The following is a 26,197-nucleotide window of genomic DNA, read 5'->3' as shown; positions in this document are numbered from 1 at the left end:
CACCATGGAAATCCTTTTCATCTGCGTTCTGATCGCGCTCATGGCCTTGGCGCTGGGCTCCGGATTCCCGGTCGCCTTCGCGCTGCCGGGCTCCGCGATCCTGACCATCGCGCTGGCCGCGCTGACGGGCTACCTGCTCGACGGCTCGCCCGACGCCTACTTCGAGGTCGGGGGGCCGTCCCAGTGGCTCGCCGCGGGGGTCACCAACCTCCGAGGGGTCTACTGGGAGGTCGAACGGGACACGCTGATCGCGATCCCGCTCTTCATCTTCATGGGCATCATGCTCCAGCGCTCCAAGATCGCCGAGGATCTGCTGGTCGCCATGGCCCAGCTGTTCGGGCCGGTGCCCGGGGGCCTGGGCATCTCGGTCGTCTTCGTGGGCGCGCTGCTGGCCGCCACCACCGGCATCGTCGGCGCGACCGTGGTCGCCATGGGCCTGATCTCGCTGCCCGCGATGATGCGCAACGGCTACTCCAAGCCGCTCGCCACCGGCACCATCGCGGCCTCGGGCACGCTGGGGCAGATCATCCCGCCCTCGATCGTGCTGATCATCCTCGCCGACCAGCTGGCCTCGGCCACCGACCAGGCCTCGAACGCGCGCAAGGCGCTCTACAAGGCCTCGACCGGCGAGATCTCGATGCCCTCCGAGCTCGACGTCTCGGGCACCTCGGCGGGCGAGATGTTCCTGGGCGCCTTCGTGCCCGGCATGCTGCTCGTCGGCCTCTACATGGCCTTCATCCTGGGCTTCGCGATCCTGCGTCCGAAGCTCGCTCCGGCAGTCCCCTACGAGGGCGAGCGGAACCTGAAGTTCTGGGGCAAGATGCTCCTGATCCTGGTGCCGCCGCTGGCGCTGATCTTCCTGGTGCTGGGCTCGATCATCGCGGGCGTGGCCACCGTCAACCAGGCCGGCGCCATCGGCGCGGCCGGCGCGATGATCATGGCCTCCTACCGCCTGAAGGAGGATGAGCCCGGCGCCTACTGGCCCGCCATCATCGCCATCGGCTCGCTGATCGCGCTCTACGTCGTCGGCTCGATCTGGCCGCTCAACATCAAGGCCATCGGCCCCGAGGACGACCAGACCGGCCTGATCCTCGCCCTCATCGCCGCCGCAACGCTGCTGTTCTCGCTCGGCTGGGCCGGCGTGCGGGTGATGCGGATCGAGGACACGCTCAAGGGCGTGATGGTCGAGACCGCCAAGACCACCTCGCTGGTCTTCATCATCCTGATGGGCGCGGCCGTGCTGACCGCCGCCTTCCGCGCCTTCGGCGGCGAGGAGCTGGTGCGCCACTTCCTGCAGGGCCTGCCCGGCGGGTTCTGGTCGCAGTTCGTCATCGTCATGGCGGTGATCTTCGTCCTGGGCTTCTTCCTGGACTTCATCGAGATCGCCGTGGTCGTGGTGCCGATCGTCGCCCCGATCCTGCTCGCCGACCCGGCCGCCAACATCACCGCGGTGTGGCTGGGCGTGATGATCGGCCTCAACATCCAGACCTCGTTCCTGACCCCGCCCTTCGGCTTCGCGCTGTTCTACCTGCGCGGCGTGGCGCCCAGCTCGGTGAAGACGACCGCGATCTACAAGGGCGTGATCGCCTTCATCGCGCTCCAGCTCGGCGCGCTGGCGATCGTGGGCCTCTATCCGCCGCTGGTGAACTACCTGCCCCTGCGGGTGAACCTGACGGCCGAGACCGCGCCGCCGCCGCGCAACCCGCGCCTGCAGGCCTGCATCGAGGACTACACCCTCGACGTCCTGCGCGAGGACGGGAACGCGGTGCGCCAGGTGATCTCCAACGGGCGGGCGCTGGATCTCAGCTACCTGCCGGACTCGATCGCCAAGGGCCTCCGCTCGGGCTTCGACGACGCGCAGACGGCGCTCGAGACCCTGCCCAAGGCCGACGAGGCCGCGGCGACGGTCGCCCAGGCGGCGCAGAGCTACAAGCCGCTGCATGACGACGTCCGCCGGATCGAGCGCGACATCGGCCGCGACGAGGCCGAGATCGAGGCCCTGCAGACCAAGCTGCGCCTGAACCCGGGCAGCGAGGAGGACCAGGCCGAGGCCAGGGCCCGCATCGCCGAGATCGAGCAGGAGATCGAGGCGCTGAAGTCCCAGATCCCGGCCGAGTGGCAGCAGGCCTACAAGGACTTCGCCGCGCTCAACAAGGCCGAGCTGGACCTGCGGCGCGCCTACCGCCGGGCCGGGGACGGCGCGGCGGAGGCGGCGCTCGCGCTCTCGGCCACGCTGGCCGCGACCGACGACCTGCGCGCGATCCGCTCCGAGCTCGTGGCCTTCCGCGACCGCATCGGGCAGGAGCCCGCGGCCGACCTGGTCGAGCCGGTGAGCGAGCTGCGCTCGCGCGTCGGCGAGATCGAGGGGGCGGGCGACGTCCGCTCGGGCATCAACGACGCCCGCAAGGCGCTGCGCGACGACAGCCCCGACGAGGCCGCCGCCATCGCGGGCATGGACGAGGCGCTGGCCGCGCTCGACTCCGAGCTCGCCTGGCGCGACCGCGCCCAGACCGAGCTCGCGCCCGGCCTGCAGGCTTATGTCGACGGGATCACCGCCACGGTGGGCGCGCGCGCCCTGTCGCGGATGCCCGACGACATGGCCCTGGCCGTCGCGGCCTGCGAGGCCAACCACCGCGACCTGTCGCTCAACTTCTGATCCCCGCCCCCGCGCGAGGATCACGCCGGGCCGCCCCGCAAGGGGCGGCCCGTCCGCGTTTCGGGGTGCCGCGCGACGGCCCCACGCGACGGCCCGCGACGCCCGCCGCCCCGCTCACCGCGTCCCTCTCCCGCCCGCTCCCTTCCCCCCGTAGCCACCCGCACGCCATCAACCCCGCCGCCCGCCCCCAAAGGCGCCCCAGGCTTGACCCGGGGCCTCGGCCCCCCCCCGAGGCCGCTCCACAAGCCCCCGCAACGCAAAAGGCCCGGCGCAACGCCGGGCCTTCCGCATCTGACGCACCTCCGCGGGCCTCGCGCCCGCCCGGCCTTACTCCGCGGCCTTCGCGGCCGGGTCCGCCGGCCCGTCGCCGCAGGCGCGCCAGGCCTCCAGCAGGTCGCGGCGACCGGCGAGCGCGGTGCGCTCCTCCTTCGTCATCCAGCGCAGCGCCTCGGCGGGGGAGGAGGCGGTCTGGATCTTCGCCGCCGCCGTCACCCGGGCCAGGCGCCGGTGCTCGTCGTCGGCCTCGGCCTCCAGCGCCGCGTCCACGCCGGCGGCATGGTCGGCGAAGCGGTCGGGACGGTCGAGCAGGGCGGTCAGGTCGCCCGCCACGCCCTCGCGGATCCGCGCCTCGGCGTCCTGCGCGATCACCGCGGCGGGGAAGGGGCGCAGGTCGCCGGCGGTGTCGAGCAGCCGCATCCGGCGCAGCCAGGCGCCGGCCCGCGGATCGCCGCTGACGCGGCTGATCAGCGGCGACAGCGCCAGGCCCACCAGCACCGGCGACAGCCAGATCAGCACCTCGGGCTGGGTGAACCACAGCGCCAGCGCCAGCAGTACGCCGATCGAGACATGCCCCCAGTGCGCCGCGACCGCCATGCGCCAGGGCAGGGCCGCGCCCTCGCGCTCCTGCGGGGTCCAGCCGGCGTCGCGCCCGCACAGGATGTCGAAGACGTGCCGGCTCTGCATCATCATCATCGCCGGGGCCACCAGCGCCGACAGCAGGATCTCGGCCGTCGCGCCCCACAGGATCCGCAGCCCCCCGCCCATCGCGCGCCGACGCTCGCCCGACAGCACCGCGTTCAGGATGCCGATGATCTTGGGCGTCATCAGCAGCCCCATCGAGACCGCGAACAGCGCCAGCATCCGCTCGGAATCGAAGCGCGGCCAGGTCGGGAACAGCTGGAAGCCCGAGGGGAAGTACTCCGGCCGGAACCAGATCGCCTGGGCGGTCAGCGCCAGGCCCACGCAGATCATGATCAGCCAGATCGGCGACATCAGGTAGCTGCCGATGCCGATCGCGAAATGCACCCGGTTGGGCCAGCGCAGCCCCCGCGCGCCGATGATCTTGGCGTGCTGCAGGTTGCCCTGCGCCCAGCGCCGGTCGCGGACCGAGGCCGCCAGAAGCGAGGGCGGAGAGCCCTCCCAGCTGCCGCCCAGGTCCGGATCCATGCGCACCTCCCATCCCGCGCGGCGCAGGAGCGCGGCCTCGACGAAGTCATGGGACAGCACGTGGCCGCCGAAGGGCTTGCGCCCGATCAGCTCCGGCAGCCCGGCCGAGGCCGCGAAGGCCTGCGTGCGGATCACCGCGTTGTGGCCCCAGAAGTTGCCGTCGGTCCCCTGCCAGGCCGCGACGCCGCGCGCCACCACCGGGCCGTAGAGGGCGCCCGCGAACTGCTGCAGCCGCGCGAAGGGCGTCGTGCCGAAGGCCAGCGCCGGGTTGGACTGGAGAAGGCCGAGGCGCGGGCGCGCCTCCATCCGTCGCACCATCTCGGCGATGGTGGCGCCCTCCATCAGGCTGTCGGCGTCCAGCGCCAGGAAGAAGTCGTAGCGCCCGCCCCACTTCTCGACGAAGTCCTGCACGTTGCCGGACTTGCGCGCGGTGTTGTGGGGGCGGCGGCGGTACCAGACGGGCATGATCCCGGCCAGCTCGCGTCGCAGCGCCTCGACGGCCGTCGTCTCCTCGACCCACACGTCGGGGTCGCGGCTGTCGGAGATCACGAAGATCTCGAAGTTGCGCGCGTGGCCCAGCTCATCGAGGCCGCGGGCCATCGCCGCCAGCGCCCCGCAGGAGGCGGCGGCGTCCTCGTTGTAGACCGGCATCACGATCGCGGTGCGCGAGGTCAGCGGCCGCGAGGCGTCGGTCTTGGGCGCGCGCGGCGCGAACAGCAGCCCCGCCAGCGCCGCGCAGGCCGACAGCGCGATCCAGCCGAAGGTGATCACGAACAGCGCCCGCAGCGCGATCTGCAGGCCGTTCACCGCCTCGGGGTCGAAGGCGCGCAGCATCTGGTCGGCGCCCAGCGCGGTCAGCGCCAGCGCGCCGCCGAAGGTCAGGATCCGCGCGCCGATGGTGCGCCAGGACTGCTCCTGGAAGCGCGCGGGCGGCGCCCGGCGCAGGTCCTGCGCGGGCATCTCCAGGGGCGCGCGCGGGGGCGTCGGCCCCTCGTGCCGCGCGCCCAGCGAGGCGACGTTGGACGCGGTTGCAGGGCCGGCCGAGGCGATCTCGGGCCGGACGTCGGACGCGGTCTTGAAGGGCGTGGGAGCGTTCATGACGGGGTCCACCGGTAAAGCCAGGTCTCGGAAACGGGAGCGTGGGTCGTGGTGTCGAAAAGCTGGAGCCGGAACTCCGCGCCCGCGCCCACCGGGGGCGCGAAGCGCAGCACCACGCGGGCGCGGGTGCCGCCGGGCAGGCCGTAGAAATGCACGTTCTCGAGCGGCGCGCCCGAGGACTCGGCGCGCGGCTCCAGCCCCGCCATGCCCCGGTCGCCCAGCTCGAAGTCCACGGCCAGCAGCCGGGTGCCGTCCTCGTGGATCGAGCGGCCGCCGCGGGTCGACACGACCCGCGCGGTCGGCGCGTCATCGGGGGGCAGGTTGCACCAGTAGAGGCGGTAGTCGAAGCTATAGGTCTGTCCCGCCTCCAGCGCCTGCGCGGGGCGCCAGAAGCTGACGATGTTGTCGTTGAACTCCGACTGGGTCGGGATCTCGACCAGCATCTCGCCGCCCTTGCCCCAGCCCTGCACGGGCGCGACCCAGGCCGAGGGGCGCTTCTCGTAGCGCGCTTCGGCGTCGGAATAGGCGGCGAACTCGCGCTGGCGCTGCACCAGGCCGAAGCCCTTGGGGTTCTCGTCCTGGAAGAACGACATCTGCAGCGTCGCGGGGTTCTGAACGGGGCGCCACAGGCGCTCCCCCGCCCCGGTCAGCATCTGCAGGCCCGAGCTGTCGTGCACCGCGTCGCGATAGTCGTCCACGCGCCCCCGCTCCTTCGCCCCGAAGTAGTACATCGAGGTCAGGGGGGCGACGCCGATCTCGGCGATGTCGTCGCGCGGGATCAGGACCGAGCGGATGTCCATCGTGGTCTCGGCGCCCGGGCGCACCAGGAACTCGTAGGCGCCCGCGACCGAGGGGCTGTCGAGCAGCGCATGCACCAGGATCTCGGCCGCGTTCTCGTCGGGACGGTGGACCCAGAAGTCGGTGAAGATCGGGAACTCCTCGCCGCCGGGGGCGCCGGTCTTGATCGCCAGCGCCCGGGCCGAGAGGCCGAAGATCTGGTTGCGCGCGACGCCGCGGAAATAGCTCGCGCCCTGGAACACCGCCACCTCGTCCATCGCCTCGGGGCGGTTGATGGGGAAGCGGATGCGGAAGCCCGTCCAGCTCAGCCCCTCGCCCGCGCCCTCGGGGGCGACGCCGTCGGGCAGGCCGAAGCGCTCGGGGTCGAAATGCAGGGCGGAGGCGTCGAAGGGCAGCGGCCGCGCGGCGCCGTTCTCGATCACCGAGACGTTGACCCGGTCGGTGTAGATCGAGCCGGGCGCCATCAGGTCGAGCTCGAAGCCCCGGTTCTCGCCCCGCCAGATCCGGCGGTCCTCGCGATAGCGGATCGAGCGGTACTTGTCGTAGCCCAGGTCCGCGAAGGGCCCGCCGGGCGACTGCGTCTTGCGCTGGTAGGTCTCGCCCGCCAGCGTCCGGGCGCGGGCCACCACGTCCTCGAAGTCGAAGGCCGCGGGCGCGGTCTCCTCCGCGCGCGCGGCGGCGCTCGTCGTGCTCGCGGCGGCGGCCGAAAGCAGCGCGGTCGCCCCCGCGCCGGCGATGAAGCGGCGGCGGTCGAGCGACCAGGTTGCGGCGTGGATGACTTCCCGGGTCGTCATGGTCGTGCGGTACCCCCTCGCAGGTCGATGGCGCCGGCCGGCCCCTGGCACGTCGCGCCCCCCTCCGCCGCGCACGACGCGGTCCGCGCGCCGGGGCCGCCGGCGGAGCGGCGGTCGGCGACGGCGGGCGTCGGCAGGGCGTCGAGAGCGCAAGGGATTCGGCGATGCATCGTCATGGGGTCCATACAAGGCCTCCCAGACGGCCGCCACGGGGCACGTATCCGGCGAAATGATGGCTCGGGCCAAGGGCCTGCCGCAGTGCGGCGCCCGACGGTCGCGTCATGGTGCGTCGCGGCCGTCGTCAGGCGGCGCGGCCCGCCCGGGGCGCGCGCAGGCGCCGCGGACGGACGGCCGAGGCCTTCCCTTCGGTCAGGACGGCGCCCGTCGTCGCGGTCGGCCCCGTCCGGGTCCCCCAGGCCGTGCGGACGCGCAGGGCCGCGCCGACGCGATCGCGCGTCCGCTGCAGCCGGCGGTTCCCGACGGAGATGGGGGGCATTTCAGGCGACTCCTCACGCCCAGTCCCGGCCGGGCCGACTCGTCCCCCGAATCAGCCGCCGAGACGGTTTCCATACGCCATTCTCCGTCGTCGCGCGCGGCTCATGCGAAGATCCCCTGCACGAACCACGCCGGCTGTTCTCCCGGCGCAACGGCAGCGCGTCCAAGGGCCTGGAACAGCCACAGCCGGTCGCCCCGCTCGGTCTCCACCCGCCAGTAGTCGCGCGGCCCGGTGCGCCAGTCGGGGTCGTCCAGCCACCACTCCGGCGCGATGCGCTCGGGCCCCTCCACGAAGCTCAGCCGCCGCTCCAGCCGCCGCCAGCGGAACGCCGGCGGCGGGCGCCCGGGCTCGAGGATCCGCAGCGGCTCGGGGCGCAGCATCAGCGCCGGCCGCGGCCCCGGCGGCGCCGGCCAGGGCGTGCGCGAGGCCGGGGCGTAGGCGGCGGGAACCAGGCGGGCGGTCTTCTCGGGGATATGGGTGTCCGCGGCCTCGAACCGCAGCAGCCGGTCGAGCCCGATGCGCGAGCCGAGCCGCCCCAGCAGGTCCGCGAACTCGTCCCCGCCGCCGGGCTTGCGGCGGGCCTCGGCCTCGGCCCTCGCCTCGAAATGGCCGCGGCGCTGAACCATGTGCAACGGCTCGACCACCGTCGCCTCCAGCCGCACGGCGTCGATTCCGAATCCCGCGTCGAAGGCGTCCAGCGCCTGCTCGAACAGCCGCGCCAGCCGGTCGGGGTCGCGCCCGGGGCGCGCCAGCCCCACCTCGCGCGCCTGCTCGCCCCCGTCCACCCGCCGGATCGCCAGGCGCAGGCGACGCGCGCCCAGCCCCTCCTCCTCCAGCCGCTCGGCCAGGCGCAGCAGCAGGCGCGCCAGCGCCGCCTCCAGGTCCGCGCGCAGGCCGATCGGCTCGGGCAGGGTCAGGCGCACCGCGTGGGGGCGCGGCGGGCGCACGGGCGAGACGGGCTCGGGCGCCTGGGCCAGCGCCTGGTCCAGCCGGGTCGGCAGCTCGATCCCGAAGCGCCGCGCCAGGGTGGAGCGCGGGATGCCGTAGAGGTCCCCGATCCGCCGCAGCCCCAGCCGCGCCAGCGCCGCCGCGACCGAGGGCGGCAGCCGCAGCGCCGCCACCGGCAGCCCCGCCAGCGCCTCGCGCGAGCCGCCGGGCGGCGCGATCGCCGCCGCGCCCTGCTGCACGGCCTGCAGCGCGCCCTCCGCGCCCCGCGGCCGGCGCCCGGCCCCGCGCGGGCGCGCCCAGCTTCCCCGCGGCGCCCCGCCGGCGGGGCCGCTGCGCGAGGGCGAGCGCACCCGCGTCGCATGGGCGTCCTGGCGGATCGCGTCGCCGTCGCGGCCGGGCAGGGGGGCGTCGGCGGGGTCGTCCTGCCCGGGCGCCGCCGTCGCCAGCCCGCAGCGCGCCAGCGCCCAGGCCGCGCCGCGGCTGTCGGCCACGCCGGCCTGCGCGCTCAGCCCCAGGGCGGCCAGTTCCTCGATCATGCGCGCGGCCATCGCGGCCTCGCCCCCGAACAGGTGCGCGCAGCCCGTGACGTCGAGCGCGAGCCCCCCTTCCCCCGCCAGCTCCGGCGTGTCGGGGGGCGCCTCCGGCGCGACCCAGGGCGAGAACCGCCCCGCCCAGCGCAGCAGCCCCTCGCGGAAGCGCGCCTCGCCCAGCCGGTCGCGCATCCGGGTGGCGAGCGCGGGGTGGATCGCGCGGGCGTCGGCGAGCCCCATGCCGGGCCCCAGCCCCGCCGCCTCGGCGGCCGCGTTGCACGAGATCAGGCGCAGGCCCGCCGGCCCGTCCTCGGCCACCGCGAAGGCCTCCTCGACCTCCCCCAGCCCCAGGTGCGCCGCGCCCGCGCGCCGCAGCTCCCGCTCCGCCGCCAGCCGGGGCAGCCACAGGCACAGGATCCGCCGCCCGCCGGAGAGGCGCTGGGGCGCCTCCCTCGCCGCCCCCCCGGCCGCCGCCGGAACATCCGCGGCCCGCGCGGCCGCCCTCTGCGCGTGGACCCCTCGCGAGGCGTCCCGCGCCCCTCCCGCCCGGGAGACGTCCGCCTGGGCGGCGCCCGCTGCGCCACCGGGGGGCCGGGTGGACGCGGCCGGCATATCCGCGGCCCGCGCCGCCGCCTTCGCGCGAAACCCTCGCCCGGTCTCCTGCGCCTCTCCCGCCGGGGAGGCGTTCGCCCGGGCGGCACCCGCCGCGCCCGCGCCCCCAACCGCGGCCGGGAGATCCGCGCTCCGGGCCGTCCCCTGCGCATGGAGCCCTCGCCGGGCCTCCTGCCCCCCGCCAGCCCGGGAGACGGCCCCCCGGGAGGCGGCCGCGCCGGGGGCGGCCTCCTGCGAAGTCTCCGCCCCGAAGGGCTCCGCCCTCTCCGCGGCCGTCCGCGGCGCGGCGAGGTCCCGGGCGGCCCCCGCCGGACCTCCCGTCCCGGAGTCGCCCCTCCCCGGGGCGTCGTCGTTCAGATCGGCGAAGGGCAGCTCTGCGGGCATGGCGGCGCGGGCATCCGGGGTTGTGGAACGAGGACGGCGCGGGCGGCCCGCGGGCCGCTCCCCGTCCGTCCGGGAACGCCGGGGGCCGACCCCGCGGAGCGATGCCCCGCAGGACGACTCGGCCCCGTTCGTTCCCTTTATGTTCTCATTCTCCCCGCCCGACCCCCGCCTGTCGAGTCCCGCCTCGCGCCTCCCGGCGAGGCCCCTGTCAGGATCTGTCGGGGGGAGGGGCGGCCCCGGCCGCCCACTTCCCCGGGCCTCAGCCCTCCATCGTCACCGCGATCTTGCCCACCACGCCGCGATCCTCCAGCGCGCGCAGCGCGTCGGCGGCCTGGTCGAGGGGGAACAGGCGCGAGACATGCGGGTTCAGCTTGCCCTGCGCGTGCCATTCGCCCATCCGGGCCCAGGCCTCGGCCAGCTTCTCGGGGTGGCGGCGGCCGAACTGGCCGGCGCGCACGCCCACGATCTCGATCTCCTTGATCAGCACGATGTTCGAGGGCGCCGGCCGGATCGTCGACTTGTCGCTCTCCGCGCCTGCGCCGGTGAAGCCGATCACCGCCAGCCGCCCCTCGGGGCGCAGCACCCGCAGCCCGAGGTCGAACATCGCGCCGTTGACCGGATCGTAGACCAGGTCCACGCCCCCGCCCCCGATCTCCTTGATCTTCTCGCGCAGCTGCGGGTCGGCGGGGTCCAGCACGTGCTGCACCCCCTCGGCGCGCAGCATCTCGCGCTTGGCCTCGGTCGAGCCGGTGGCGATCACCGTGGCCCCCAGCGCCAGCCCGATCTGCACCGCGCCCAGCCCCACGCCGCCCGCCGCGCCGAAGACCACCATCGTCTCGTGCGGCTGCAGCCGCCCGCGGTCCACCACGCCGACATAGCCGGTGTAGTGCCCGACGTAGAGCGAGGCCGCGGCCGCGTCCGACATCCCCTCGGGCGTGGGCAGCAGGGACGAGGCCTTCACCGTCGTCTCCTCGGCGAAGCCCGCGCCCGCCGCGCCCACCATCGCCACCGCCCGGTCGCCTGGCGCCCAGCCCGTGACGCCCTCGCCCACGTCCAGGATCGTGCCCGCCGCCTCCAGCCCCGGCACGAAGGGCGGCTCGGCCCGGTGCTGGTAGAGGCCGCGGGTCATCAGCAGGTCGGGGTAGTTGGCCGAGGCGGCGGCGAGCTTCAGGCGCACCTCGCCCGGTCCGGGGGCGCGGCTGGTCCAGTCCTGGATGCGCACGGCGTCGGGGCCGGTCAGCGCGGTGCAGACGGCGGCGCGCACGGTTCTGTCGCTCAAGGGGGGATCCTCCATCCGGCCGTCTCGCGCGGCCGCGTCGCTGGGCGGGCAGGGGACGCGCCCGGGGCGGAGGGTCGACCGGCCGGCCGGCAGGGGTCAAGCCCCCGCGAGGGCGCGGTCCTCGCCCGGGCGCCGGCCCGTAGGGCGCATTTCAATGCGCCGCCCCCCTCACCGCCAGCGCAGCACCCGCTTCTCCAGCCGCCCGATCAGCCAGCTCACCGTCAGGCCGAGGATCGACAGCATCGCCACCCCCGCCACCAGCTGATCCGTCGCCATCAGGTTGCCGGCCAGCAGCACGTAGGCGCCGATGCCGTATTCCGCCCCGATCATCTCCGCCGCCGTCAGCAGGATGATCGCGATCGAGGCCGAGATCCGGAACCCCGACAGGATCGCGGGCATCGCGCCGGGCAGGATGATCTTGCGCACGATCGACCAGCGGCTCAGGCCGAAGCTCTGGCCCATCCTCACCAGCCCCCGGTCCACGCCGTCCACGCCTCCGTAGACCGCGATCACCGTGGGGAAGAACGTGCCGAACAGGATCGTGGCGACCTTGGATTCCTCGCCGATCCCGAACCAGATGATGAACAGCGGCAGCAGCGCGATCTTGGGGATCGGGAAGAACGCCGCCACCAGCGGCACGATCCCCGCCCGCGCCAGGCTGAACAGCCCCGCCGCGAAGCCCACCGCCACGCCCAGCAGGGTGCCGAACACCCACCCCTGCACCAGCCGCGACAGCGAGGCCTGGAGGTGCAGCACAAGCTGCCCCGAGGCCGCGAGGTTCACGAAGGCGTCCAGCGCCTCGGACGGGGCGGGCAGCACGATGGGGCTGATCCAGCCCAGCCGCGAGCCCACCTCCCACGCCGCGATCAGCAGCGCGAAGACCGCGAGGCCCACGCCCCGGCGCGGCATCGGTCGGAAGCCGCCGCCCCGGAACGGCACCGGCCGCAGCGCCTGCGCGCCGGCGGCGACCGCGGCGTCGTCCGGCGCGGCCCCGGCCGAAGGAGTCCCGGGCGCGGCCCCGGCCGCGGGGATGGTGGGACGGGCGGAGGGCGACGTGGCCTCAGACATCGGCGATCTCCTGGTCGGCGGCCATCGCCTCCTCGCGCATCAGCTCCCACAGGCGGCGCTGGTGGGCCTCCAGCTCCCCGGCGCGGGCCTTGCGCTCGGTCAGGGGCATGTCGATCTCGACCACCTCGCGCACCTGCCCGGGGCGGCGCGAGAGCACCACCACCTGGTGGCCCAGGCGCACCGCCTCGGCGAGGTTGTGGGTGACGTAGACCGCGCCGAAGCGCTCCCGCTCCCACAGCGACTGCAGGTCGTCGAGCAGCAGCTCCCGCGTCTGGCTGTCGAGCGCCGAGAGCGGCTCGTCCATCAGCAGGCAGGCGGGGCGCACGGCCAGCGCCCGGGCGATCGCCACCCGCTGCTTCATGCCCCCCGACAGCTGACGGGGCAAGGCGTCGGCGAAGTCCGAAAGCCCGGTGCGCGCCAGCACGTCGGCGATGATCGCCTCGCGCTCGCGCCGCGGCAGGCGATGGTCCTCCAGCGCCAGCGAGACGTTGCCCCGCGCCGTGCGCCAGGGCAGCAGGGCGAAATCCTGGAAGACGTAGGTCAGCGGGTTGAGGCTCCCCGGCGGCGGATCGCCCGCCTGCAGCACCTCGCCCGCGTCCGGCCGCTCCAGCCCGCCGAGGAACCGCAGAAGGGTGGACTTGCCGCAGCCCGAGGGGCCGACCAGGCACACGATGCGCCCCGCCGGCGCCTCGAAGGAGATGTCGCGCAGGACCTCCACCCCGTTGTAGCGATGCGAGACATGGCGCAGGGCGAGGTCCATCGCGGGCTCCTCCGAAAGGCCGAGGCCGGCGCGCACGCCGGCCACCGCAGGTTGGCCGAGGCCGGCGCGGGCGCCGGTCCCCTCTGGAAGATCGAGGCCGGCGCGGGCGCCGGTCCCCTCAGAAAGATCGAAGCCGGCGCGGGCGCCGGCCCGGGCGGAATGATCGAGGCCGGCGCGGGCGCCGGCCTCGGGGGCATCAGTTGGTCTGGGCGAAGCTCTGATCGACCAGGGCGTCGATCGTCAGGCTCTCGGGCGCGAGGCCATGGGCCTGGAACCAGGCGAGCTGCTTCTCCACGTCGGCCACGTCGAGGTCGGTCGACATGTAGACCGCGCCCGCCTTGATCGAGGCGGCGGCCTTCTCCAGCGGCTGGTCGGCGTAGACGTACTTGTGGATCAGCTCGACCATCGCGTCGGTGGTCGCCGGATCGGGGTTCTCCACCAGGAAGGCCTGCGCGTAGTCGTCGACTCCGCGCCGGTAGGCGCGCAGGAACCGCTCGACCATGTCGCGGTTGCCGGAGGCGTTTTCGGTCGAGGTGAAGACCGTGGTCACCTGGTAGGGGCCCATGTCCTTCAGCCAGCCGATGATGTGGGCGGCCCCGCTCGCGTCCAGCGCGGTGGCGATGTGGGGCACCATGGCGATGGCGTCCACCTGGCCCGACTTCAGGGCCCCGATCATCGAGCCGACCTTCTGCAGGGGCTTGAGATCCAGGTCCTCGACCGTGAAGCCGTTCGCCTCGGCGAAGAGCGCGGCCTGGTAGTGGAAGGACGAGCCCTGCTGCGTCATCCCGAAGGAATGCCCCTTCAGGTCCGCGGGCGACTTCAGCCCCGCCTCGAACGCCTGGTTGGAGGCGAGCAGCGCGGTGCCGTTGGCGCTCGGGTCCTCGGCGTAGACGCCCGCGATCACCTTCAGCGCGCCCTTGTCGGCGAGGTTGAAGAAGCCGCCGGTCAGCGCGGTGACGCCGAAGTCGATGTCGCCCGAGGCGATGGCGACCGCGACGGGCTGGGCCGCCTGGAAGAACTTCAGCTCGACGTCGAGGCCCTCGTCGGCGAAGTAGCCCCGCTCGACCGCGATGAAGCTCGGCGCGTGCGAGGTGAAGCGCAGCGCGCCCACGGCGACCTTGTCGGCGGCGAGCGCGGCCTGCGGCAGCCCCACGGCGCCCAGCGCGGCCGCGCCCAGGGCCGCCGCGCCGGCGAGGCGCATCCAGCCGCGGCGGCTGAGCGCCGCCCAGGTGTCGGTGGTCTTCATGGTCGTCCTCCCTGGCGCCGCCCGTTCGCCCCGCGTGCGGGCCCGGCGGCTGTCATCAACCCCGTGTTCCACCCGCCCCCGCCCGCGCCGCGGCCTGCGGCGCCCCCGGCGGGACCGGACTTGCGGAAGTAGCACCGGCGCCCGCCCTGCGCAAACCTGCCGCAGGGGCGGGAGGCCGAGGTCGGGGACAGGGCCTGTCGGCAGGGAGGCGCCGCGCCGCCCGCCCGGCGCCCGCGCCGCCCAGCCGGAGTCGGCGCCTCAGGCCGCCGACCTCGCACCCTCCGCCCCCAGGGGCCCCCGTTCCCGCCTCCCTCGCGACCGGACCGCAGGGCCGGCGCGGGCCCGGGGCAGGGCGGCCGCGCCCGGTCGGCCCGCGCCCGCAGCGCGTCCCGGCCGTTCCTCGAACCCCCGGCCCCGCCTCCCCGCCGCACGCGCCCGCTTGACGCCCCGCGCGGCGCCCGATACCGCGCGGGGCATGGCCGAACCTCCCATCCTCACGCTCTCCGGCATTTCCCTCGGTTTCGGGGGCGAGCCGCTGTTCGCCGACCTCTCCTGCGCCGTCCAGCCGGGGGATCGCATCTGCCTGGTGGGGCGCAACGGCTCGGGCAAGTCCACGCTGATGAAGGTGATGGCCGCCCTGACCGAACCCGACGCGGGCGAGCGCTTCGTGCGCCCCGGCGCCTCGGTCGGCTACCTGCCGCAGGACCCCGACTTCGCGGGCTTCGCGACGCTGGGCGACTACGTGGCCGAGCCGCTCGACGAAGCCGAGACCTGGCGCGCCGAGATGGCGATGGAGGGGCTCAAGGTCCCCGCCGGGCAGGACCCCGCCGCCGCCTCGGGCGGCGAGCGTCGCCGCGCCGCGCTCGCCCGGGTGCTGGCGCTCGAGCCCGATCTCCTGCTGCTGGACGAGCCCACCAACCACCTCGACATCGCCGCCATCGCCTGGCTGGAGGAGCGGCTCAAGCAGACCCGCGCGGCCTTCGTCCTCGTCTCCCACGACCGCGCCTTCCTGCGCGCCCTCACCCGCCAGATCCTGTGGGTCGACCGCGGCCAGGTCCGCCGGCTGGAGCGCGGCTTCGAGGCCTTCGAGGACTGGCGCGACAAGATCTTCGAGGAGGAGGAGCAGCAGCGCCACAAGCTCGACCGCCTCATCAAGTCCGAAAGCGTCTGGGCGGTCGAGGGCATCTCGGCCCGGCGCAAGCGCAACATGGGCCGGGTGCGCCGCCTCCAGGACATGAAGGCCGAGCGCTCCGGCCAGCGGATGCGCACCGGCACCGCCGCCATGGCGCTGGAAAGCGCCGCGCCCTCCGGCAAGCGGGTGGTCGAGGCCGAGGGCATCGCCAAGGCCTACGGCGCGCGCACCATCGTGCGCGACTTCTCGATCAAGGTGCAGCGCGGCGACCGCGTCGCGTTCGTCGGCCCCAACGGCGCCGGCAAGACCACGCTCATCAAGCTCCTGACCGGCGAGATCCAGCCCGACTCCGGCAAGATCCTGCTGGGCACCAACCTGCTGCCGGCGATCTTCGACCAGGCCCGCAGCGCCCTCGACCCCGAGCGGAGCCTGTGGGAGACGCTGACCCACGACCCCGACATGGCGGTCTCGGGCAACTCCGACCAGGTGATGGTCCGCGGCCGGCCCAAGCACGTGGTCGGCTACCTCAAGGAATTCCTCTTCGACGAGCGCCAGGCCCGCGGCCCGGTGAAGGCGCTGTCGGGCGGCGAGCGGGCGCGGCTGCTGCTGGCCCGCATCATGGCGCGCGAGTCGAACCTGCTGATCCTCGACGAGCCCACCAACGACCTCGACGTCGAGACGCTGGACCTGCTGCAGGAGCTGCTGGACGACTACGACGGCACCGTCCTGCTGGTCAGCCACGACCGCGACTTCCTCGACCGCGTGGCGGGAACGACGGTGGTGATGGAGGGCGACGGCCGCGCCACGGTCTACGCCGGCGGCTGGACGGACATGATCGCCCAGCGCGGCGCCCCCCCGATCCACGGCCTGACCGACGCCGCGTCCGAGCCCGCGAAGGCGCCCAAGGCCCCCGCGCCCGCCCCGGCCGCAAAGGCCCCCGCCCCGAAGCCCGCGGGCGGCGCGCGAAAAATGTCCTTCAAGCAGGCCAAGCGCCTCGACGACCTGCCGGGCGAGATCGACCGGCTCGGCGCGGACATCGCCAAGCTCGAGGGGCTGCTCGCCGACCCCGAGCTCTTCGCGAAGTCGCCCGACAAGTTCGCCAAGGCCACCGCCGCGCTGGAGCAGCGCCAGTCGGCGCTCGCCGCCGCCGAGGACGAGTGGCTGGAGCTCGAAGCCCTGCGCGAGGAGATCGAGGGCTGAGCGCCCCCGCCTGACCCCCCGCCTGATCCGCGGCCTCCCGCCCGGCCCCGCGCGCCCGCGATCCGGCGGCGCCCGCGGTCCGCGGGCATTCGCTCGTCTCGGTCCGCGCGGGCGCGCGGCCCTCGGGCGGCGGCGGGCCGGGGCCCGCCGTCCCCGCGCCCGGGGCCGGGGCCCGATTCCCGACCCCTCCCGCCCCGAGCCATGCTAGGCTCCTCCCCCGCGGACCCAGCACCGCCGGGGGGGAGAGCCTGATGACCGACTACGCCGAATTCGCGCGGCTCGAGCGCGAGGGCTGGGGCGACGCCGACATCGCGGGCAGCTACGGCGCGCGCTTCGCCGCCGCCACCGCCCAGGCCGCGCCCTCCCTCGCCGCCGCCGTGACCGCCGCCCCGGGGCGCGCGGTGCTCGACCTGTGCTGCGGGCCGGGGCCGGTCTCGGCCGTGCTGGTCGAGCAGGGGGCCCGGGTCACCGGCCTCGACTTCTCCGCCGCCATGCTCGCCCAGGCCCGGACGCGCGTCCCCGGCGCCACCTTCGTCGAGGGCGACGCCCAGGCGATGCCCTTCGCCGACGCGAGCTTCGACGCCGCCACCTGCGGCTTCGGCCTGATGCACATCCCCGACCAGGACCGGGCGCTGGCCGAGCTGCGCCGCGTCCTGCGCCCCGGCGCCCCGTTCGCCTTCACCGTCTGGGCCCCGGCCGGCGCCTCCCCCGGCTTCGAGGTGATCGCGGGGGCGCTGGCGAAGGGCGACCCCTCGGTCGCGCTGCCCCCCGCCCCCGACTTCCACCGCTTCGCCGACCCGGCGACGGCCGAGGCGCTGCTGACCGCCGCCGGCTTCCACGACGTGAGCCTGACCCCGCTAGACGTGCGCATGCCCCTCGCCCGTCCCGGCGAATTCTTCGAGATCATGCGCGAGGGCGCCGTGCGCATCGGCATGCTGATCGAGGCGCAGCCCCCTGCCGCCCGCCCCGCCGTCGAGGCCGCGTTCGAGACGGGCGTGCGCGACTGGGCGCTGGCGAACGGCGTCGACCCCTCCGCCCCCTTCGCCCTGCCGCTTCCCGCCGTGATGGTGCTCGCCCGCGCCTGAACCATCCCGCGCCGCAGCATCTGCCGCTTGCGTCCCTCCGCGGCCGCGTCTAACCTGAAATCGACCCGTTGGGAGACGCCGGCGACCCGAACCGCAAGGAACGGCCGCCGGGGCCGAAGGAGCAACCGCCCCGGAAACTCTCAGGCGAAAGGACCGGCGGGGTCGACGCGAAACGCTGGAGAGAGACGCCGAGAGGCGTCCGCCGAAGGGATAGCGATCTCAGGCGAAAGGACAGCGGGGGCGCCACGCCCGGCGAAACGATTCGCCGGCGGCGACGCCGCATCGGTCACAAGGGGGCTCCATGGCGGACGATATCGGACTGGACGGGGCGCGGCCGACGCCGCTTTTCGACCTGCATGAAAGCCTCAAGGCGCGCATGGCGCCTTTCGCGGGCTGGGCGCTGCCGATCCAGTACCCCTCCGGGATCCTGCGCGAGCATGCCGCCGCGCGCGAGGCGGCGGCGCTGTTCGACGTCTCGCACATGGGCCAGGCCTTCCTGCGCCCGAAGTCCGGCAAGCTCGAGGACGCGATGCTGGCGCTGGAGCGTCTCGCCCCCGTCTCCGTCGCGGGCCTCGCCGAGGGCCGCCAGCGCTACGGCCTGTTCACCTCGCCGGACGGCGGCATCCTCGACGACTTCATGTTCGCGAACCTGGGCGACGCGCTCTTCGTGGTGGTCAACGCCGCCCGGCGCGACCACGACTTCGCGCACCTCGAGGCGCACCTCTCCGACGTCTGCGAGCTGGAGACGCTCGACGACCGCGCCCTGATCGCCCTGCAGGGCCCGAAGGCCGAGGCGGCGATGACCGCGCTCGGCGCCGCGGTCGGGCCGATGCGCTTCATGGACGTGGCCGAGACCGCGCTCGCGGGCGTGCCCTGCCTCGTCTCCCGCTCCGGCTACACCGGCGAGGACGGGTTCGAGATCTCGCTCCCCGCCGACCGCGCCGTGGGCGTGGCCGAAGCGCTGCTCGAGCAGCCGGGCGTCGCCCCCGCGGGCCTCGGCGCCCGCGACAGCCTGCGCCTGGAAGCCGGCCTCTGCCTCTACGGCTCGGACATCGACGAGACGACCTCGCCGATCGAGGCGGGCCTCGCCTGGGCCATCCAGAAGATCCGGCGCGCCGGCGGCGCCCGCGCGGGCGGCTTCCCCGGCGCCGAGCGGATCCTCTCGGAGCTCGCCTCCGGCCCCGCCCGCCTGCGGGTGGGCCTGCTGCCCGAGGGCCGCGCCCCGATGCGCGCCCCCACCCCGATCTTCGCCGCCGAGGACGCGGCCGAGCCCGTGGGAACCGTCGTCTCGGGCGCCTTCGGCCCGACGCTGGGCGGCCCCATGGCGATGGCCTACGTGCCCGCCGCGCTCTCCGCCCCCGGAACCCGCCTCTTCGGCGAGGTCCGCGGCAAGCGCCTGCCCGCGCAGGTCGCCGAACTGCCTTTCGTCCCCCACCGGTACAAGCGCTGAGGACCGCGATGACCAAGTACACCGAAGAGCACGAGTGGCTCGACCTCGACGGCGACATCGTCACCGTCGGCATCACCGAGCACGCCGCCGAGCAGCTGGGCGACATCGTGTTCATCGAGCTGCCCGAAGTGGGCGACGAGGTCGCCTCGGGCGCCGAGGTCGCGACCATCGAGTCGGTCAAGGCCGCCTCCGACATCGCCGCCCCCGTGGACGGCGAGATCGTCGAGATCAACGACAAGATCGTCGAGAACCCCGCCCTGGTGAACGAGGATCCCTCGGGCGCGGGCTGGTTCTTCAAGATGAAGATCGCCGACGCGGGCGCGCTCGACGAGTTCATGGACGAGGACGAGTACAAGGCCTTCATCGAGTGAAGCCCCGGCCGGCGCGCCCCCGCGCCGGCCCCGCCCTCTCCCCTCAGCCTTCCCCCAGCCGCGCCGGCGCCCGCCGGCAGGGAGCTCCCATGCCCTTCGCCTTCACCGACTACGACCCCTACGACTTCGCCAACCGCCGCCACATCGGCCCCTCGCCGGCCGAGATGGAGGAGATGCTGAAGACCATCGGGGTCGAGAGCCTTGATGCGCTGATCGACGCCACCGTCCCCCAGGGCATCCGCCAGGACGCGCCGCTGGTCTTCGGCGCGCCGCTGTCGGAGCGCGAGGTGCTGTGGAAGCTGCGCCGCACGGCCGAGAAGAACCGGGTCATGGTCTCGATGATCGGCCTGGGCCACTACGGCACCGTCACGCCCCCCTGCATCCAGCGCAACATCCTGGAAAACCCCGCCTGGTACACGGCCTACACCCCCTACCAGCCCGAGATCTCCCAGGGCCGGCTCGAGGCGCTGCTGAACTTCCAGACCATGGTCTCGGACCTCACCGGCATGGACGTCGCCAACGCCTCGCTGCTGGACGAGCCGACCGCGGCCGCCGAGGCGATGGCCCTGGCGCGCCGCCAGTCGAAGTCCAAGGCCGCCGCCTTCTTCGTCGACGCCGCCTGCTTCCCCCAGACCATCAACGTGGTGAAGACCCGCGCCGAGCCGCTGGGCATCGAGGTGATCGTGGGCGACCCCTTCGCCGACCTCGACCCCGCCGCCGTCTTCGGCGCCCTCTTCCAGTATCCCGGCGCCGAGGGCGAGGTGCGCGACTTCACCCCCCTCGTCGAAAAGCTCCATGAGACCAAGGCGCTCGCCATCGTCGCCGCCGACATCCTGGCGCTGACGCTGCTGAAGTCGCCGGGCGAGATGGGCGCCGACGTCGCCGTCGGCTCCACCCAGCGCTTCGGCGTGCCGATGGGCGCGGGCGGGCCGCACGCGGCCTACATGGCCTGCGCCGACGCCCACAAGCGCGCCATGCCCGGCCGCCTCGTCGGCGTCTCGGTCGACGCGCGGGGCAACCGCGCCTACCGCCTCGCCCTCCAGACGCGCGAGCAGCACATCCGGCGCGAGAAGGCGACCTCCAACGTCTGCACCGCCCAGGCGCTGCTGGCGGTGATGGCCTCGATGTACGCCGTCTTCCACGGCCCCCAGGGCCTGAAGGCCATCGCCCAGCGGGTCCACGAGAAGGCCGTGCGCATGGCCGAGGGGCTCGAACGCCTCGGCTTCAAGGTCGGCCCCGCCGCCTTCTTCGACACGCTCTGCGTCGAGACGGGCCCCTTCCAGGGCGTGATCATGCGCGCGGCGCTCGCCGAGGGCGTGAACCTGCGCGCCGTGGGTCACGACCGCATCGCGATGTCGCTCGACGAGATGACCCGCCCCGCCGAGATCGAGGCCGTCTGGCGCGCCTTCGGCGGCGCCATGGCGCTGGAAGGGCCGTCGCCCGAGCCGCGCCTGCCCGCCGAGCTGCTGCGCGAGACCGACTACCTGACCCACCCGGTCTTCCACATGAACCGGGCCGAGGCCGAGATGACCCGCTACATGCGTCGTCTCGCCGACCGGGATCTGGCGCTCGACCGCGCCATGATCCCGCTGGGCTCGTGCACCATGAAGCTCAACGCCACGGCCGAGATGATGCCGGTCACCTGGCCCGAGTTCGCCGGCATCCACCCCTTCGCCCCCGCCGACCAGCGGCTGGGCTACGCCGAGATGGTGGCCGACCTCTCCGACAAGCTCTGCGCGATCACCGGCTACGACGCCGTCTCGATGCAGCCCAACTCCGGCGCGCAGGGCGAATACGCGGGCCTGATGACCATCCGGCGCTGGCACCTCTCCCGCGGGGAGGGGGCGCGCGACGTGTGCCTGATCCCCACCTCCGCCCACGGCACCAACCCCGCCACCGCCCAGATGGTCGGCTACAAGGTCGTGCCGGTGAAGGCGCGGGCGAACGGCGACATCGACGTCGACGACTTCCGCGCCCAGGCCGCGAAATACGAGGGCCGCGTCGCCGCCTGCATGATCACCTACCCCTCGACCCACGGCGTCTTCGAGGAGACGGTGCGCGAGGTCTGCGAGATCACCCACGAGGCCGGCGGCCAGGTCTACATGGACGGCGCCAACCTCAACGCCATGGTCGGCATCGCCCGGCCGGGGGACATCGGCTCGGACGTGAGCCACATGAACCTGCACAAGACCTTCTGCATCCCCCACGGCGGCGGCGGCCCCGGCATGGGCCCGATCGGGGTGAAGGCCCACCTCGCGCCCTTCCTGCCCGGCGACCCGGTCACGGGCGAGGGCGCGGTGGCGGGGGCCGAGTGGGGCTCGGCCTCGATCCTGCCGATCTCCTGGGCCTACATCCTGATGATGGGCGGCGAAGGCCTGACCCAGGCGACCAAGGTGGCGATCCTGAACGCCAACTACATCGCCGCCCGCCTGCAGGCCGACTACAAGATCCTCTACGCCGGCAAGGGCGGCCACGTGGCCCACGAGCTGATCCTCGACACCCGTCCCCTCGCGGACTCGGCCGGGGTCTCGGTGGACGACGTCGCCAAGCGGCTGGTCGACTGCGGCTTCCACGCGCCGACCATGTCCTTCCCCGTCGCCGGCTGCCTGATGGTCGAGCCCACCGAGTCCGAGCCCAAGGCCGAGCTCGACCGCTTCTGCGACGCGATGCTCGCCATCCGCGCCGAGGCCCAGGCGATCGAGGACGGCGAGCTTGACCGGGAGAACAACCCCCTCAAGGGCGCGCCCCACACGGTCGAGGACCTGGTCGGCGAGTGGGATCGCCCCTACTCGCGCGAGCAGGCCTGCTTCCCCCCGGGCGCCTTCCGGGTGGACAAGTACTGGCCGCCGGTGAACCGGGTCGACAACGTCTTCGGCGACCGCAACCTGGTCTGCACCTGCCCGCCGATGGACAGCTACGCCGAAGCGGCGGAGTGATCCCCCGCGCGGAGGCGCCGCGTCGGGCCCCGCGCCCGTCGCCGGCCCTCCGCCCGCGGCGCGGAACCGGCGTCGCGCCCCTGGGCGCCGTCTCCCGGGGGCGGCGTCGCGGCGACCTCGGCGGTGGGGCTTCCGGGGAGGTCTTCGCGATTTGCTGAGACGGCCGGCAGGGCCGGCCTCTGGCGAGCGTGCTGGCCGAGTCGGGCCGCGCCTCAAGGCCGAGCCCCGCTGGCGCGGGGTCGCTGCGCGAGCCTTGACCCGCGACCCGACTCGCCTCCCGTCCGCGACCGGGCGTCCCCTCTGCGGACGGTCTTCGGCACAGGCTGAGTCATGGGTCGGCGCCGGCTCGGTGCGCCGGCGGCGGCGATTGCGCCATTTCGGGACGCGTGTCTGCACAGGCGTCTGCACGTTCCGTGCACGCGGTTTCAGGTCCTTCGGGGGGCGCGGATCGGCGCGCTTGCGCGGGCGGCGAGGGGCGGGGCATGGTCCGCGCGCCGGGTCCTCCTCCGGCGCCGCAACGCCCGGGAACACCATGACCCAGCCCCCCCGCGCCCCCCGAGCCCCCCGCGCCGTCGTCTTCGACGTCGGAAACGTCCTGGTCGACTGGCAGCCCGGCCGGGTCTACGAGCGGCTGGTCCCCGACGCGGCCGAGCGCGCGGCGCTGTTCGCGCGCGTCGACTTCGCGGCCTTCAACCTCGAGGGCGACCGCGGCGACCTCGCCGAGGCGACCGAGGCCGCCGCCGCCCGCCACCCCGCCGACGCCCCCCTCGTGCGCGCCTGGCGGGAGCGGTGGGAGGAGATGTTCGGCCCCGAGATCCCCGGCTCGCCGGAGCTGTTCCAGGCCCTCAAGGCGGCCGGCATCCCCCTGGCCGCGCTCACCAATTTCGCGCGCGACACCTGGTTGATCGCGCAGCGGCGCTATCCCCTCCTGACCGGGTTCGACGTCGAGGTGGTCTCGGGCCGCGAGGGGACGCTCAAGCCGGAGCCGGAGATCTACGCCCTCGTCGAGACGCGCCTCGGCCTCTCGGGCGCGGACCTGTTCTTCACCGACGACAAGGCCGCCAACGTCGAGGCCGCCGCCGCACGCGGCTGGCGCACGCATCTCTTCGAGGGGGCGGGCAGCCTCGCCGCCGCGCTGCGCGCCGAGGGCCTGCCGGTCTGAGCCTACCGGCCCGGGCGCGGCGTCCTCAGGCGAGGACCCGCGCCTCCATCACCAGGCGCCCTTCGGGGTCGAGCAGCCACAGGTCCGCCTTCGCCCCCAGCGTCCGCCCGCAGGCGGTCAGCACCTGGCCGCAGAAGGCCGGCGAGACGGCCCGATACTCGAAGGTCCGCGGCCGCCTGCCGGTCTCGTCGCGCAGCAGGTCCGCGAGGATCTGGGCCATCATCGGACCCTGCACCACCCGCTCGGGAAAGCCTTCGATTTTTGTTGCATAGGGGTGGTCGTAGTGGATGCGGTGGCCGTTGAAGGCCAGCGCCGAATAGCGGAACAGCAGCACCGGGTCGGTGGCGATCTCCCGGCGGAAGGCGGGGCGCTCGTCCTTGCGGGGGGCCTCGCCGCGGGGCGGGTCGCCGGGGGTCCAGGCGGGGCGGTGGACCAGGTCCTCCTCCTCGCGCAGCGCCAGGGTCTCGCCCAGGAACAGCTCGTGGCGCACGGTGATGATCGCGAGCGTCCCCGAGCCGCCCTGCTTGATCGCCACGTTCTGCAGGACCGAGACGCGCTCCACCTCCGCCCCCACGGGGATCGGGGCGAAGGCCTCCAGCCGCCCGCCCGCGCGCATCCGCCGGGGCAGGCCGGTGTCGGGCAGGAAGCCGCCGGGACGGGGGTCGCCGTCCTTGCCCAGCTCCGCGGGGCCGGCGAGGTCGGGGAAGAAGGGGGAATGCCACATCGGCGGCAGCGGCTCGCCCTCCGCCGGGGGCGGGCCGTCGCGGCCGAGGGCGGCGTGCAGGGCGGCCACGCGCCAGGGCGCGATGGTCGCGCGCTGGAGGCGCGGCTCGCCCGCGCTGTCGGGGATCGGAGGACGGGCGGGAGCGGGAGAAGGGGTCTCGCTCGCCATCCTCAGAACTCGGCCAGGGCGTCCAGGTCGATCGCTTCGAAGAAGACCTGCTTGGTTTCGGCGGGGGCGGAGCCCGAGATCGACACCAGGATCCGGCGGTCGATCAGGGACTGGATCTCGCCGTCGGGGGTGACGATGGCGCGGTGCTTGCCCACCCGCATCACCTTGCCCATCGCGCCCATCGCCGCCGCGTTGCCGAACATCGCCGACATCGCGGTGACCATCGGGCTGTCGGCGGCGAAGGTGACGGTCACGTCGTCGGTCCCGTCGGTGTAGGTCGCGGCCGAGACCAGCCCGCCGCCGAACATCTGGCTGGCCGTGGCCTGGTCGCCGTCCTCCTCGCGCGTCCAGCCCTCGGGCGGCGCGGGCAGGAAGCCGCCCAGGTCCTGGGCCTTCATCTGCCCCAGCAGGGTGACGGCGAACTCGGCCTCGTCCTTGGCGGTGACGTAGTCGCCGGCGCGGTAGGCCTCCAGCGCGGCCGTCAGGCTGTCTTCGACGTCGTCGGCCCAGGCCGGCCCTGCCAGCAGGGCGATCGCGGCCGCGAGCGGGCGCAGGTAGGACATCCGGAAACCTCCCCAAGATTGCGCTCCACCGGGGGTGGAAGCGTCGTATTCCCTGTTCGCTATAAGACCGTCGGGCGAGGTCGGGTCAAGGCGCCCGGGCGGACGAGCGGGCGCGGAAGACGCCTGCGGGGCGGGGAAGCGACGGGACGTTCATCGGGTGCTAAGAAAACCGCGGGCCGGAAAAAGGGGAGCGGCGGCATGACGAAGGCGGCGGGCGCCGGGATGTTCGACGCGGTGGCGATGGTCGACTGGTCGGCCGCCAACGCGCCCTCCCCCCGGCGGGAGACGAAGGACGCGATCTGGACCGCGCTCGCCCGCGACGGCCGGGCCGAGGACCCGGTCTACCACCGCACCCGCCGCGGGGCCGAGGCGGCGCTGGGCGAGACGATCGAGGCCGAGCTCGCCGCCGGCCGTCGCCTGCTGATCGGCTTCGACTTCCCCTTCGGCTACCCGCCTGGCGTCGCGGCGCGCATCGCCGGGCGCCCCTCGGCCCTCGCGCTGTGGGAGAGGCTGGAGGCGATGGTCGAGGACGGGCCCGACAACCGCTCGAACCGCTTCGCCGTGGCCGAGGCGCTGAACGCGCTGTGGCCCGGCGTGGGCCCGTTCTGGGGCCGGCCGGCCCGCGCGCCCCACGCGGGCGTGCCCGAGCGGGGCCGCGCGCGGACGGAGCGGGAGGCGCACCCGCCCAAGCGGCGGCGGGTGGAGCGGACGATGACCCGCGCCCAGCCGGTGTGGAAGCTGTTCACCACCGGCTCGGTCGGCAGCCAGGTGCTGCTGGGCCTGCCGGTGCTGGCCCGCCTGCGCCGGCGCTTCGCGGGCCGGGTGCAGGCCTGGCCCTTCGACGCCGGCTTCGCCGCGCCGACCGCGCCGGTGGTTCTGGCCGAGATCTGGCCCTCGATGCTCTCCCCCGCCGTGGCCGCGCGGCGGGAGGCGGGGGAGATCCTCGACCGCGCGCAGGTGCGGGTGCTGGCCGAGGCCTATTCGCGGCTGGACGCCGAGGGCGGTCTGGCGGCGGCCTTCGGCCCTCCGCAGGGGCTGGACGAGACGGACCTGCGCCTCGCCGCGACCGAGGAGGCCTGGATCCTGGGAGTCGACCAGCGCGAACGGCTCGACGCGCTGGCCCGACGGTCGCCCTGACCCCGCGCCCCCGGCCCCCCGCCGGCGCCCCGCCCGCCCGCCCGCGCCGGCGAGGGGCCGGGGGCGCGGCCGGGGAGCGGGTCAGCGGGCGGCGGAGGGCGTTGGCGCGAACCTCGGACGCCAGGCTGGGAGGCGCTGGAGTGGCTGCAAGAGA

Annotated in this window: 17 protein-coding genes and 1 riboswitch; of the genes, 8 read left to right on the top strand and 9 right to left on the bottom strand. The window is 74.5% G+C overall.

Translation table 11 applies throughout. The features are described from left to right. Nucleotides 1-4 precede the first annotated feature (4 nt). The gene (locus P2H44_RS15855) at nucleotides 5-2,656 is read left to right on the top strand and encodes a TRAP transporter large permease (protein WP_275764889.1); all 2,652 of its coding nucleotides are present in this window, start codon (nucleotides 5-7) and stop codon (nucleotides 2,654-2,656) included. A gap of 327 nt (nucleotides 2,657-2,983) precedes the next feature. On the opposite strand, the gene mdoH is transcribed toward P2H44_RS15855, so the two are convergent. The 7 genes from mdoH to P2H44_RS15820 all read right to left on the bottom strand — a co-directional run bounded on the left by mdoH (nucleotide 2,984) and on the right by P2H44_RS15820 (nucleotide 14,115). Further along, complete coding sequence (gene mdoH, locus P2H44_RS15850; RefSeq protein WP_275764888.1) at nucleotides 2,984-5,200, bottom strand: glucans biosynthesis glucosyltransferase MdoH; 2,217 nt, start codon at nucleotides 5,198-5,200, stop codon at nucleotides 2,984-2,986. Beyond that, nucleotides 5,197-6,792 (bottom strand): OpgD/OpgG family glucan biosynthesis protein, encoded by a 1,596-nt coding sequence (locus tag P2H44_RS15845; RefSeq protein ID WP_275764887.1) that lies wholly within the window; start codon nucleotides 6,790-6,792, stop codon nucleotides 5,197-5,199. Before P2H44_RS15845 ends, mdoH begins: the two co-directional genes overlap by 4 nt. Nucleotides 6,793-7,389: 597 nt before the next feature. Next, the gene (locus P2H44_RS15840; protein WP_275764886.1) at nucleotides 7,390-9,378 is read right to left on the bottom strand and encodes a Y-family DNA polymerase; all 1,989 of its coding nucleotides are present in this window, start codon (nucleotides 9,376-9,378) and stop codon (nucleotides 7,390-7,392) included. Between the two features lie 643 nt (nucleotides 9,379-10,021). Further along, entirely contained in the window at nucleotides 10,022-11,041 is a 1,020-nt protein-coding gene (locus P2H44_RS15835) for an NADPH:quinone oxidoreductase family protein (protein ID WP_275764885.1), read from the bottom strand. A gap of 168 nt (nucleotides 11,042-11,209) precedes the next feature. Beyond that, nucleotides 11,210-11,950: an ABC transporter permease gene (locus tag P2H44_RS15830; RefSeq protein ID WP_275765099.1), complete on the bottom strand. Its 741-nt coding sequence runs from the start codon at nucleotides 11,948-11,950 to the stop codon at nucleotides 11,210-11,212. Nucleotides 11,951-12,101: 151 nt separating this feature from the next. Further along, nucleotides 12,102-12,869, bottom strand: coding sequence for an ABC transporter ATP-binding protein (locus P2H44_RS15825; protein ID WP_275764884.1), 768 nt, complete (start codon nucleotides 12,867-12,869; stop codon nucleotides 12,102-12,104). Nucleotides 12,870-13,065: 196 nt separating this feature from the next. Continuing rightward, nucleotides 13,066-14,115 carry an ABC transporter substrate-binding protein gene (locus tag P2H44_RS15820; protein ID WP_275764882.1) on the bottom strand — a complete coding sequence of 350 codons (1,050 nt, stop codon included), beginning with the start codon at nucleotides 14,113-14,115 and terminating at the stop codon, nucleotides 13,066-13,068. Between the two features lie 475 nt (nucleotides 14,116-14,590). Between P2H44_RS15820 and P2H44_RS15815 the strand changes: the two genes are divergently transcribed. The 6 genes from P2H44_RS15815 to P2H44_RS15790 all read left to right on the top strand — a co-directional run bounded on the left by P2H44_RS15815 (nucleotide 14,591) and on the right by P2H44_RS15790 (nucleotide 23,451). After that, nucleotides 14,591-16,447 carry an ABC-F family ATP-binding cassette domain-containing protein gene (locus P2H44_RS15815; RefSeq protein ID WP_275764881.1) on the top strand — a complete coding sequence of 619 codons (1,857 nt, stop codon included), beginning with the start codon at nucleotides 14,591-14,593 and terminating at the stop codon, nucleotides 16,445-16,447. Nucleotides 16,448-16,698: 251 nt separating this feature from the next. Further along, a complete protein-coding gene (locus tag P2H44_RS15810; RefSeq protein ID WP_275764880.1) occupies nucleotides 16,699-17,532 on the top strand; it encodes a class I SAM-dependent methyltransferase in 834 nt (277 codons plus the stop codon). Nucleotides 17,533-17,591: 59 nt separating this feature from the next. Beyond that, a riboswitch (glycine riboswitch) is annotated at nucleotides 17,592-17,698 on the top strand. Nucleotides 17,699-17,833: 135 nt separating this feature from the next. Continuing rightward, nucleotides 17,834-18,982 (top strand): glycine cleavage system aminomethyltransferase GcvT, encoded by a 1,149-nt coding sequence (gcvT, locus tag P2H44_RS15805; RefSeq protein WP_275764879.1) that lies wholly within the window; start codon nucleotides 17,834-17,836, stop codon nucleotides 18,980-18,982. An 8-nt stretch (nucleotides 18,983-18,990) separates the two neighbouring features. Then, nucleotides 18,991-19,353 carry a glycine cleavage system protein GcvH gene (gcvH, locus tag P2H44_RS15800; RefSeq protein WP_275764878.1) on the top strand — a complete coding sequence of 121 codons (363 nt, stop codon included), beginning with the start codon at nucleotides 18,991-18,993 and terminating at the stop codon, nucleotides 19,351-19,353. Between the two features lie 89 nt (nucleotides 19,354-19,442). Beyond that, the gene (gene gcvP, locus P2H44_RS15795) at nucleotides 19,443-22,289 is read left to right on the top strand and encodes an aminomethyl-transferring glycine dehydrogenase (protein WP_275764877.1); all 2,847 of its coding nucleotides are present in this window, start codon (nucleotides 19,443-19,445) and stop codon (nucleotides 22,287-22,289) included. Between the two features lie 532 nt (nucleotides 22,290-22,821). Beyond that, entirely contained in the window at nucleotides 22,822-23,451 is a 630-nt protein-coding gene (locus P2H44_RS15790) for an HAD-IA family hydrolase (RefSeq protein ID WP_275764876.1), read from the top strand. Between the two features lie 25 nt (nucleotides 23,452-23,476). Here P2H44_RS15790 and P2H44_RS15785 read toward each other — a convergent pair whose 3' ends face one another. Beyond that, nucleotides 23,477-24,343, bottom strand: a complete 867-nt coding sequence (locus P2H44_RS15785) for an HTD2 family dehydratase (protein ID WP_275764875.1) — start codon at nucleotides 24,341-24,343, stop codon at nucleotides 23,477-23,479. A gap of 2 nt (nucleotides 24,344-24,345) precedes the next feature. Beyond that, a complete protein-coding gene (locus P2H44_RS15780; protein WP_275764874.1) occupies nucleotides 24,346-24,906 on the bottom strand; it encodes a hypothetical protein in 561 nt (186 codons plus the stop codon). A 198-nt stretch (nucleotides 24,907-25,104) separates the two neighbouring features. On the opposite strand from P2H44_RS15780, the gene P2H44_RS15775 reads away from it, so the two are divergent. Then, a complete protein-coding gene (locus tag P2H44_RS15775; RefSeq protein ID WP_275764873.1) occupies nucleotides 25,105-26,043 on the top strand; it encodes a molybdopterin guanine dinucleotide synthesis in 939 nt (312 codons plus the stop codon). Nucleotides 26,044-26,197: the final 154 nt, after the last annotated feature.

It is taken from the genome of Albimonas marina (assembly GCF_029223255.1).
GTDB lineage: Bacteria > Pseudomonadota > Alphaproteobacteria > Rhodobacterales > Rhodobacteraceae > Albimonas.
This window is presented reverse-complemented; position numbering and strand designations above follow the sequence as displayed.